Below are 10,014 nucleotides of genomic sequence, written 5' to 3'. Positions count from 1 at the left end.
GGGTCGGCGGCCCGGCCGACCCGGCCGGTGTCGCGGGCGGCGGCACCGCCGCGTCCGACCCGATCGTGCTCGCGTCCGGAAACCTGGGCCTGGTCTCCTTCCCCGATGTGCCGGGGCGGATGAGCCGCGAGCAGATCGACGCCCGCCATCCCGCGCTGCTGCGCACCCTCGCCGACCACCCAGGGGTGGGCTTCCTGCTCGTACGGTCCGAGGCGCATGGCGCGGTGGTGCTGGGCGCTGAGGGCGCCGAGCACCGTCTGGACACCGGGGAGGTCTTCGGGGCGAGCCCGCTCACGGTCTTCGGGCCCGGCGCCGAGGCCGCCGTACGGCGCACCGCGCACTTCCGGAACACCCCCGACATCATGGTCAACTCCGCCTACGACCCGGCGCGCGGCACGGTGCACGCCTTCGAGGAGCAGATCGGCTCGCACGGCGGGCTCGGCGGGGAGCAGGGGCATCCCTTTCTGCTGTGGCCGGCTGAGCTGACCCCGCCGGTGGCGGCGGGGGAGGAGCTGGTCGGGGCGGAGCGGGTGCACCGGGTGCTGCGGCGCTGGCTGGAGGAGGCGGACGGGCCCCAGGTGCCGGAGGAGGAGACAGCGGCCACGGGGGAGACCTATGCGTCGGAGGCGGCGGAGGCACTGACGGGAGCGGGCCCGGCGGCGGAGGCCCCGGCCGCGCAGGGGCCGACGGAGGTGGAGGTACCGGCCGACACCGGGCTGCCGAGGGCGTCCGGCACGGCGCGCACCGTGCCGGATCCCCGGTGGGACGGCGCCCCCGCCGCGCCATTTACCGTGGTCAGCCCGGGTCTGCCGAACAAAACCCGGTGATGTGGGCGCACTCGGGCGGTGGGCGCGGACGCCGCCAGGAGCGCCGATGCCACGCCGCCAGGAGCGCCGATGCCACGGAGACCGCCGACGTCGCGGTAGCCGGTCCGGCGGTCACGGCGGGGAGCCGGGCGGCCACGGCCGACAGCGTCGGCCGACGTCGCCTGAGCGCACCCGTGATCGTCTCGCGGCCCGGATCGGCGTTACGCGCGTATCGGGTGTAAGCAAGAGATATGCGCGTTTCGCCCGACCTCACCCGCATCGGTGGGGAAACGCGGTCGAGCAGGGCGCTGTTCGCGATCCCGCTCGGGATCGTCCTGGCGGTCACGCTGACAGACGTCTATACGCCGGCGATCGTCCACCTGAGCTCCTTTCTGATCGCCGCACCCGCGATCACCGCGTCCTTCGCGGGCGCGGGCGGAACCGCCGTGATCGGAGCCCTCGCCGCGGGGGATGAGATCGTCATCGGGGTGTTCCAGGGCGGTCTGATGACCGCCGACCGCGAGGCGCAGTTCGTCGCCCTGATCGTGATCTCGGGGCTGGTGACCAGCTTCCGCTATGGCGCCGACCGGCACCGGCGCCGGCTGAGCCAGGTGCGCTCGGTGGCCGTGGCGGCGCAGGAGGTGCTGCTGCGGCCGCTGCCCGAACGGATCGGGGAGCTGCGGATCGCCTCCCTGTATCTCGCGGCCGACGAGGAGGCGCAGATCGGCGGTGATCTGTACGCGGCCGTCCGCACCGAGGGGGCGACCCGGCTGGTCATCGGGGACGTACGGGGGAAAGGGCTGGCCGCGATCGGCGACGCCTCCGTGCTGATCGGGGCCTTCCGGGGGTCCGCGTACCGCAACCTCCCGCTGCCGGACATCGTCGACCACATGGACAACGCCATGTGCTGGAACTGGCACCACACCGCCGCCGACGAGCGGAATCTCCTGGAGTCCTTTGTGACCGCCGTGGTGCTGGATGTCTATGACGACGGCCCGGTGGCGGGGATGGTGAACTGCGGGCACCCTCCACCACTGCTGCTGCACCGGGGCGAGGTCGCGCTGCTGGACGTGCGCGACCCCGCGGTGCCACTGGGCCTGGAAGTGCCGGCGGAGCGGGACCACCCGGTCGAGATGTTCCGCTTCGAGTACGGCGATGTGCTGGTGCTGCATACGGACGGGGTCGTCGAGGCCCGGGACGGCGGCGGCGCCTTCTATCCGCTCCCCGAACGGCTCGCGGCCTGGAAGGGCGGCAGCCCACAGGCGCTGGTGGACTATCTCCACGCCGATCTGCTCCGGCATACCGGCGGGGTCGTCAACGACGACGCCGCCATCGTGGTGATCGCCCGCTGCGCCTGAGCCACCGCCCCCGTCGTCCTCGCTCTCGTCCTCGCCTTCCCCTCACCCTCACCCCCTCGCCTTGGTGACCTGGACCTGCCCGCCGGGAACGGGCTCGACCTCCGGCACCCGGCGGGACCAGCGGCCCGCGATGACCGCGCACACCATCAGTTGGAGCTGATGGAAGAGCATCAGCGGAAGGATCACCGGCCCGGCCGCGTCACCGAACAGCACCGCGGCCATCGGCAGCCCGGTGGCCAGGGATTTGTTGGAGCCGCAGAAGACGATGGTGACGCGGTCCTCCCGGCTGAAGCCCAGCCGCCGCGCGGTGAACGACGTCGCGGTGAGGGCCAGCCCCAGCAGCGCCGCGGCCAGACCCAGCAGCGCGCACAGCCGGGCAAGGGTGATCTGGCTCCAGATGCCCTCCGTCATGCCCCGGCTGAACGCCGTATAGACCACGAGCAGGATCGAGCCCCGGTCCAGAAGCGCGAGCGCCTTCTTATGGCGGCCGATGAAACGCGCGGTCCAGCGGCGCAGTGCCTGCCCGGCGAGGAAGGGGAGCAGCAACTGGGTGGCGATGGCCAGCAGCCCGTCGGCCGAGAAGCGCACGTCCGAGCCGATCAGCCACGCCGCCAGCAGCGGGGTGGCGATCATGCCGAGCAGGCTGGAGTACGTGCCCGCGCAGATGGCGGCCGGGACATTGCCCCGCGCGGTGGAGGTGAGGGCGACCGAGGACTGGACGGTCGAGGGCACGACACACAGGAAGAGCAGTCCGGTGTAGAGCCGGTCGGTGAGGAGGAACGGGGCGAGGCCGCCCGCGGCCAGCCCCAGCAGCGGGAAGAGCGCGAAGGTGCTCGCGCCCACCACCAGGTGCAGTCTCCACTGTCGCAGGCCGTTCAGCGCCTCGCGGGTGGACAGCCGCGAACCGTAGAGGAAGAAGAGCAGCCCGATCGCCAGGTCCGCGGCATCGCCGACGGCCGTGGCCGCCGCCCCGCTCGCGGGCAGCAGCGCCGCCAGCGCGACCGTCCCGAGGAGGGCGGCGACATAGGGGTCGACCGCCCTCCCGAGCCGGCCCGGCCACGACAGCGGCCAGGACTTCCACATCACATCAATCACCGCTCCCGGCCTGCCACGGCGGGTGCCCGATCTGCGGCAGCACCGGATCCATACCGGTGGCGCCGTCGGTCACGACGTCGATGGCGCCGCCGCCCCCGTCGTGGTCGCTGCCCGCCGTGCCACGGCTCAGCAGCAGGGTATTGAGGGTGCGGTCGACCTCCAGCCAGGAGTCCGCCGAGGAGTTGTCGATGACCACAAGGCCGTTGTGCGGCCCGGTGACCACGGTGGGGGTGTCGTCCGGCTCGCAGTCCTCCCGCGGGGTGCCGCCCGCGGCGCTGCCCACGGGCGCGGGCGTCGCCTTGGCGGAGACCGCGGCGCCCGCGGCGAGGACGCCCGCGGTGGCCGCGAGGATGAGCCCGGCCGTGGACGGACGGGATGAGCCGGTGTCGCTTCTGGGCTTACGGCGCCGGCCGGGGCCGGGCCCGAGGAATGTCGAGGGCATACCGCGCGGCCTCGGCTCAGACCCTGGCGGGCTGACGGTGGCCGTGGTGCCTGCTGATGTTCTTCTCCAGCAGTTCCGTGGCGCCCTTGACCCCGATGGCCGCGGCCTCCCGGGAGTCCGGCAGCCGCCCGTCCGCCGTTTTGAGATCGCTCAGCGCCCCGTCGATCGCCCCGTGGGCGGCGAAGAGACAAGGGGTGCTGTAAATGGCGACATCCACCCCCAGCCCGGACAGCTCGGACAGCGAGAGCCGTGGCGACTTGCCGCCCGCGATCTGGTTGAACAGCAGGGGCTTGTCGCCGATGACCTTACGGACCTTGCGGATCCACTCCACGCTGCGCACCCCGTCGACGAGGACGACATCCGCGTCGGTCTCCGCCAGCGCGGCCGCCCGCCGCAGGATCTCGGGCTCCTCGGTGGCATCCGTGCGCGCCACCACCACCATGTCCTTCCTGCTGCTCAGCACCAGTTGGAGCTTTTCGAGGTACTCCTCGAGCGGCAGGGTCAGCTTGCCGTCCGCGTGGCCGCAGCGGCGCGGGCGCCGCTGGTCCTCCAGGATCACCCCGGAGGCCCCGGTGCGCTCCAGCCGCTGCACCACATGGCAGGCGACCTCGGGATCCACATAGCCGTCGTCGATGTCCACGAGCAGATGGTGCTCGGGGAAGGCGAGCCGCAGCCGCTCCACGAAGGCGAGCATGTCGGGCCAGGCGATGAACCCGATGTCGGGCAGCCCGTAATGCGATGCGGCGAACCCGAATCCGGATACGAAGAAGCCGTTGTAGTGCTGTGCGGCGATGGACGCCGAGTACATGTCGTAGATGCCGATGAGAGGTGTGGTTCCGGATGAACTGATGGCCTTTCGGAGGGCATTGCCATAGAGCATGATGTCCCCTTGAGTTCGGTGCCTTTCGGCGTTGCGCGATGGTTATGTGGCCCCGCGGTTTGGTTTACGGAAGGCCAAAGAACAGTAAAGCAAGCCGCCGGGTTCCCTGAAGATGCCCGGCCCGGCTCGGGTTGGGGTCGAACACCCCTTGAGCGCCCTGGCCCGCGTTCCCCGGGGTGGTCTGCGACCTCCCCGGGTGGTCTGCGACACGCCTGGCATGCCACGGCCTTCGCGGGGTATGCGCAACAAGCCTGTCCACTGAAAAGAGTTGCTTGTGCCTGTCCCAACCGATGTCGAAGCCTCCGCGTCCGCGCCCTCCCGGCACCACCTCCTCTGGCGTGCTGTCCAGCGACGCAAGAACCCTCCACTGCGCCGGAGCGACATCACGGTCACCGAGGAGAAGACCGTCCGGAAAGCGGTGAAGGCCGCCGCGCTGGGAAACGCCATGGAATGGTTCGACTTCGGGATCTACAGCTATCTCGCGGTCACCATCGGCAAAGTCTTCTTCCCGTCCGGTAATGGCACGGCCCAGGTGCTCTCCTCCCTCGCGACATTCGCGGTGGCCTTTCTGGTCCGCCCGGTGGGAGGCATGTTCTTCGGGCCCCTGGGCGACCGGATCGGCCGTAAGAAGGTCCTGTCCTTCACCATGATCATGATGGCGTCCAGCACGCTCGCCATCGGGCTGATCCCCGGCTATGCCGCCATCGGCTTCTGGTCGCCGGCGCTGCTCATCCTCTTCCGTATGCTCCAGGGATTCTCCACCGGCGGGGAATACGGCGGCGCCTCCACCTTCATCGCCGAATACGCGCCCGACAAGCGCCGTGGGTACTACGGCAGCTTTCTGGAGTTCGGCACGCTGATCGGCTATACCGCGGCGGCCGGACTGGTCACCATCCTGACCGTGACGCTCGCCGACTCCTCGATGAATTCCTGGGGTTGGCGCATTCCGTTCCTGGCCGCCGCGCCGATCGGTCTCGTCGGTCTGTATCTGCGGCTGAAGCTGGATGACACCCCCGCGTTCCAGAAGCTCGAGGACGAGGGCGCCACCAGCGCGGGGGAGCGCGAGAGCCTGCCGTTCTGGCAGGTGTTCCGCACCCAGTGGCGTGCGATGGCGCTGTGCATCGCGCTGGTCGCCGCGTACAACATCACCGACTACATGCTGCTGTCCTACATGCCGACCTATCTGTCGGACACCCTCCACTACAGCAGCACCAGCGCCCTGATCTCGATCATCATCGTGATGCTGGTGCTCATGGCGGCCATCACCTTCGTCGGCCGCTACTCCGACCGCATCGGCCGCAAGCCCGTGCTGATGGCCGGGTCCGTGGGCTTCCTGGTGCTCGCCGTGCCGTGCTTCCTGCTCATCAAGCAGGGCGGAGTGATCCCGGTCTTCGCCGGACTGCTGCTCCTGGGGCTGTGTCTGCTGCCGTATGTGAGCGTGATGTCCGCCTCGCTGCCCGCGCTCTTCCCGACGAATGTGCGCTACGGCTCGCTCTCCATCGCCTTCAACATCTCCGTCTCGCTCTTCGGCGGCACCACGCCGCTGGTGACCGAGGGCCTGATCAGCAGCACCGGGGACGATCTGATGCCCGCCTACTACACGATGCTCGCCGCCGTCGTCGGCATCATCGCCGCCGCCGTGATGAAGGAGACGGCCCGGCAGCCGCTGGAGGGCTCGCCGCCCGCCGTGGCCACCAAGGAGGAGGCCATCGCGCTCGTGGAGGCCCAGCGCTCCTGAGCGGCCCCGGGCGGTGTATTCAGCGCTCCCGAACTCCCCGGGCGGTGTCTCCCCCCGCCTCCATTACCTGGGCGGTAATCGACCCCCGTCCGCGACGGCGGCAGGGTTGAGCCATCGGGTTCCGGGCCGGCGCCCTCCGGTCCGGGACCCGGGTCCGACCAGGGCATTTCATGGAGGAGTAACCACATGACGCAGTACGACACCGCCGTCGCCCGCTACTTCGAGGCGTGGAACGCCACCGGCCCCGAGGCCCGCGCCAAGGCCGTCGCCGCCGCCTGGATTGAGGACGGCGACTACACCGACCCGCTGGCCGGGGCGCGAGGCCATGAGCAGTTGGCCGCCGTGATCGCCGGGGCCCAGGAGCAGTTCCCCGGCCATGAGTTCCGGCTCACCGGCGCCGTGGACGGCCACCACCACATGGCCCGTTTCTGCTGGGAGCTGGTCTCCACGGCCGACGGCTCCGCCCCGGTCGCCGCGACCGATGTGATCACCCTGGCCGAGGACGGCCGGATCCGCTCCGTCCTCGGCTTCCTGGACCGGGTCCCTACGACCGGCTGAACTGCCCCAGCGCGGCGGCGGTCTCCGGGTCGGCCGGGAGGAACGTCTCGATGGCCAGCTCAGAGACCGTGACATCCATCGGGGTGTTGAAGGTCGCGATCGTCGAGATGAACGACAGCACCCGCCCGCCGTGCTCGATCATCATCGGCAGGGCGAACGGCGGGGTGTCCCCGGCGGTCGCCGTCTCCCGGCCGCCGGACTCGGGCAGCGGATAGGCGGCCACCTCGTCGTACAGCGCCCGCAGCGGCGAGGAGCGCATCAGCGCGAGCTGCCGGTCCATCTGGTCCAGCAGATGGCCACGCCATTCGCGGAGGTTGCGGATGCGCGGGGCGAGCCCCTCGGGGTGCAGGGTCAGGCGCATCGCGTTCAGCGGCGGCTTCAGCAGATGCTCCGCCACCCCTTCCAGCAGGGCCGCGATGCCCCGGTTGGCGGCCAGCACCCCATAGGTGCCGTCCACCACGAGCGCCGGATACGGCTCGTAGCCCGTCAGCAGCCGCTCCAGGGATGTGCGTAGGGCGCTCAGCGAGGGGTCGTCCACCGACCGCTCCGGATAGTGCGGGGCGTAACCGGCGGCGATCAGCAGGGCGTTGCGCTCGCGTACGGGGACGTCGAGATGGTCGGCGAGCCGGAGCACCATCTCCTGGCTGGGCCGCGACCGGCCGGTCTCGATGAAGCTGATGTGGCGGGCGGAGGAGTCGGCGCGCAGCGCCAGTTCGAGCTGGCTCAACCGGCGGCGGTCCCGCCACTCGCGCAGCAGTGTGCCCACCCGGGGCGGCGCGGCAGTCGTCATGAGCTGAAGGTAGCCGACGCGGGGTCGCGCCCATGGCAGGGTGGAAGGGCCACCGGTCACCCGCGACGAAGGGATGTGTCATGGCGGTCCAGCCGCTCACCGACCAGGAGATCCAGCAGCGCCTGGAGCAGCTTCCCGGGTGGTCGTTCGCGGACGACCGGCTCTCGCGGACGTATGTCTTCAAGGGGCATCCGCAGGCGGCCGGGATGGTGGCGGAGATCGCCATGATCCAGGAGGAACTGGACCACCACTCCGATCTGACCCTCGGCTACAACAAGGTCGGCGTCTCGGTGAACACCCACAGTGCCGGGGGCAAGGTGACCGGGCTCGACTTCGAGCTGGCGGGCCGGATCGAGGAGATCGCCCCGCAGCACGGCGCCCGCGCCGACTGACCGGCCGGGCGCGTACCGTTCCGGACCGGCGGGGTGCGTACCGTTCCCGACCGGCGGGGTGCGTACCGTTCCGGACCGGCCGGGCGGGACCCCAGGTCACCCCCGGGCGTCCCGGAAGCGGGCCAGCCCCTCCTGGAGGTCCACGATCGGGCCGGGGTAGTCCAGCCGGTCCCGCTCGGCCTTCGGCAGCCGCCAGGGCGTATGGACGCCCGCGCCGGTCACCTCGGCCAGCTCCGGCACCCAGCGCCGCACATACGCGCCCTCCGGGTCGAATCGCCGGGCCTGCGCCAGCGGGTTGAGGACCCGGTTGGGACGGGTGTCGGTGCCGGTGCCCGCCGCCCACTGCCAGTTGAGCTGGTTGTTGGCCAGATCCCCGTCCACCAGCAGATCCAGGAAGTGCCGGGCGCCGATCCGCCAGTCCTGGTACAGCGTCTTGGAGAGGAAACTGGCCACCAGCAGCCGCGCCCGGTTGTGCATCCAGCCCTCGTGGCGCAACTGCCGCATCCCGGCGTCGACCAGCGGATAGCCGGTGCGCCCCGCCTTCCAGGCCGCGATCTCGGCCTCGTCGTGGCGCCACCGGTCGCCCCGCGGGCGGTAGTCGACGGATGCGGCGTCCGGCCGGGCGGCCAGCACCTGGTGGTGGAAGTCCCGCCAGGCCAACTGCCGTACGAAGGCATCGGCGCCCGCGCCGCCCGCCTTCCGCGCCCGGTGCACCAGCTCCACCGGGGACAGACAGCCGAAGTGCAGATAGGGGGAGAGCCGGGAGGTGGCGTCGCCCGCCAGATCGTCCTGCCGCTCGGCGTAGTCCCCGAGCCCCGCCCGCCACCAGGAGCGGACCCGGCGGCGGCCCGCCGTCTCCCCGCCCTCGGGCAGTCCGGGGGAGGGGCTGCCCGGGGCGAGCGAGGTGACCGCCGCCACCGGCTCCGAGCGCAGCCCGGTCGGCACGCTCACGGTGCGCGGCGCGGTGAGCGCCTCGCGCAGCCCGGCCCGCTGCCAGGCGCGGAAGTACGGGGTGAAGACCGCGAAGTGGTCCTTGCCCGCCGGGGTCACCTCGCCCGGCTCCACCGCCGTCACCACCGCGCCGTGCACCCGCAGCCGCCGCCCGTCCGCCTCCAGCGCCTCGCGCAGCCGCTGTTCGCGGCGGGTGGCATAGGCGCTCACCCCGCCCGCGATATGCACCTCGTCCGCGTCCGCCTGCCGGGCCGCCCGCAGGATCTCCGGCACCGCGTCGCCCCGGCGGACCACCAGCCGCCCGCCGCGCTCGCGCAGCCCCGCGTCGAGATCGGCCAGGGCGTCGGCGAGGAACGCCACCCGGTTGGGGACGGCGAACCCCGTCCCGGCCAGGCCGCGGTCCACGACGAACAGCGGAACGACCCGCTCGGCGGAGCGCCCGGCGCCGCGCAGCACCGGGTTGTCGGACAGCCGCAGATCGGAGGTGAAGACGGAGAGGGACGTGCTCATCCCCCTCCCTTACCCCACACCGCCCCCGTATCGATGGATTTCGCCCGATGTCGTCCGCTCACTGCCCGCTCACGCCGAGGGGAACGTCAGCAGGACCAGCGGATCGGTCGTCGGCGCCTTCGACCCTCCGGCGGGCTCGACCGTCACCCCCATGGCCGACGCCTTCCCGACCGCACCGCTGAGGACCGCCGCCACGCTCGCACCCGAGGAGTCCATCAGACCGGCCGGGCGCATGGTGCCGCCGTCGCTCAGCCAGAGCTGGTAGATCCGCCCGGCGGGCGGATCGGACAGCCCCGAGGCCAGGAACACCGCCCTGTTCAGCCCGCGCGAGACCACCACCGTGCCGGTCGAGCCGTCCGTCATCCGGCCGCTGCGGCTGCGCGCGTCGGGCGCGGCCAGCACCTGGGTCACCTCCCGCGCCTGGGCCACCCGCTGCTCGGAGCGGCGGGCCGTGTCCCGGGCGTCGGACGCCTGCCGGTACTGCCACACCGCGG

10 protein-coding genes and 1 pseudogene are annotated in these 10,014 nt (G+C 71.6%); 5 read left to right on the top strand and 6 right to left on the bottom strand.

Translation table 11 applies throughout. The features are described 5' to 3' along the window. Together KN815_RS41630 and KN815_RS41625 are read left to right on the top strand one after the other, a co-directional pair. Positions 1–827: pseudogene (locus KN815_RS41630) on the top strand (hypothetical protein); the annotation flags it as partial. A gap of 230 nt (positions 828–1,057) precedes the next feature. Continuing rightward, the gene (locus tag KN815_RS41625; RefSeq protein ID WP_216346972.1) at positions 1,058–2,164 is read left to right on the top strand and encodes a PP2C family protein-serine/threonine phosphatase; all 1,107 of its coding nucleotides are present in this window, start codon (positions 1,058–1,060) and stop codon (positions 2,162–2,164) included. Between the two features lie 48 nt (positions 2,165–2,212). Here KN815_RS41625 and KN815_RS41620 read toward each other — a convergent pair whose 3' ends face one another. From KN815_RS41620 to KN815_RS41610, 3 genes are read right to left on the bottom strand one after another with little or no spacing between them, the layout of a single operon-like run. After that, on the bottom strand, positions 2,213–3,247 hold the full coding sequence (locus KN815_RS41620) for a bile acid:sodium symporter family protein (protein WP_216346973.1): 1,035 nt from the start codon (positions 3,245–3,247) through the stop codon (positions 2,213–2,215). A 4-nt stretch (positions 3,248–3,251) separates the two neighbouring features. Continuing rightward, positions 3,252–3,701, bottom strand: coding sequence for a hypothetical protein (locus KN815_RS41615; protein ID WP_216346971.1), 450 nt, complete (start codon positions 3,699–3,701; stop codon positions 3,252–3,254). 16 nt (positions 3,702–3,717) lie between these two features. Further along, positions 3,718–4,581: an isocitrate lyase/PEP mutase family protein gene (locus KN815_RS41610; RefSeq protein ID WP_216346970.1), complete on the bottom strand. Its 864-nt coding sequence runs from the start codon at positions 4,579–4,581 to the stop codon at positions 3,718–3,720. 274 nt (positions 4,582–4,855) lie between these two features. Between KN815_RS41610 and proP the strand changes: the two genes are divergently transcribed. Further along, complete coding sequence (proP, locus tag KN815_RS41605; RefSeq protein ID WP_216346969.1) at positions 4,856–6,319, top strand: glycine betaine/L-proline transporter ProP; 1,464 nt, start codon at positions 4,856–4,858, stop codon at positions 6,317–6,319. A gap of 186 nt (positions 6,320–6,505) precedes the next feature. After that, positions 6,506–6,877, top strand: a complete 372-nt coding sequence (locus tag KN815_RS41600) for a nuclear transport factor 2 family protein (protein ID WP_216346968.1) — start codon at positions 6,506–6,508, stop codon at positions 6,875–6,877. Here the strand turns inward: KN815_RS41600 and KN815_RS41595 are convergent. After that, complete coding sequence (locus KN815_RS41595; protein WP_216346967.1) at positions 6,864–7,667, bottom strand: helix-turn-helix domain-containing protein; 804 nt, start codon at positions 7,665–7,667, stop codon at positions 6,864–6,866. The two genes, KN815_RS41600 and KN815_RS41595, sit on opposite strands and share 14 nt — an antisense overlap. Before the next feature lie 80 nt (positions 7,668–7,747). Here KN815_RS41595 and KN815_RS41590 point away from each other — a divergent pair, with 80 nt between their 5' ends. Continuing rightward, a complete protein-coding gene (locus tag KN815_RS41590) occupies positions 7,748–8,059 on the top strand; it encodes a 4a-hydroxytetrahydrobiopterin dehydratase (RefSeq protein WP_216346966.1) in 312 nt (103 codons plus the stop codon). Positions 8,060–8,155: 96 nt separating this feature from the next. Here KN815_RS41590 and KN815_RS41585 read toward each other — a convergent pair whose 3' ends face one another. Together KN815_RS41585 and KN815_RS41580 are read right to left on the bottom strand one after the other, a co-directional pair. Continuing rightward, the gene (locus KN815_RS41585) at positions 8,156–9,520 is read right to left on the bottom strand and encodes a cryptochrome/photolyase family protein (RefSeq protein ID WP_216346965.1); all 1,365 of its coding nucleotides are present in this window, start codon (positions 9,518–9,520) and stop codon (positions 8,156–8,158) included. Between the two features lie 69 nt (positions 9,521–9,589). After that, positions 9,590–10,014 (bottom strand): anti-sigma factor (locus KN815_RS41580; RefSeq protein ID WP_216346964.1); only part of this gene is annotated, 425 nt, incomplete at its 5' end.

This window comes from Streptomyces niphimycinicus, from assembly GCF_018883605.1.
GTDB lineage: Bacteria > Actinomycetota > Actinomycetes > Streptomycetales > Streptomycetaceae > Streptomyces > Streptomyces niphimycinicus.
This window is presented reverse-complemented; position numbering and strand designations above follow the sequence as displayed.

Bases quoted from the DNA above. Each gene is read 5' to 3' on its own strand.
- KN815_RS41625 (WP_216346972.1), top strand. From the start codon at position 1,058: ATGCGCGTTTCGCCCGACCTCACCCGCATCGGTGGGGAAACGCGGTCG.
- KN815_RS41620 (WP_216346973.1), bottom strand. From the start codon at position 3,247: ATGTGGAAGTCCTGGCCGCTGTCGTGGCCGGGCCGGCTCGGGAGGGCG.
- KN815_RS41615 (WP_216346971.1), bottom strand. From the start codon at position 3,701: ATGCCCTCGACATTCCTCGGGCCCGGCCCCGGCCGGCGCCGTAAGCCC.
- KN815_RS41610 (WP_216346970.1), bottom strand. From the start codon at position 4,581: ATGCTCTATGGCAATGCCCTCCGAAAGGCCATCAGTTCATCCGGAACC.
- KN815_RS41600 (WP_216346968.1), top strand. From the start codon at position 6,506: ATGACGCAGTACGACACCGCCGTCGCCCGCTACTTCGAGGCGTGGAAC.
- KN815_RS41595 (WP_216346967.1), bottom strand. From the start codon at position 7,667: ATGACGACTGCCGCGCCGCCCCGGGTGGGCACACTGCTGCGCGAGTGG.
- KN815_RS41590 (WP_216346966.1), top strand. From the start codon at position 7,748: ATGGCGGTCCAGCCGCTCACCGACCAGGAGATCCAGCAGCGCCTGGAG.
- KN815_RS41585 (WP_216346965.1), bottom strand. From the start codon at position 9,520: ATGAGCACGTCCCTCTCCGTCTTCACCTCCGATCTGCGGCTGTCCGAC.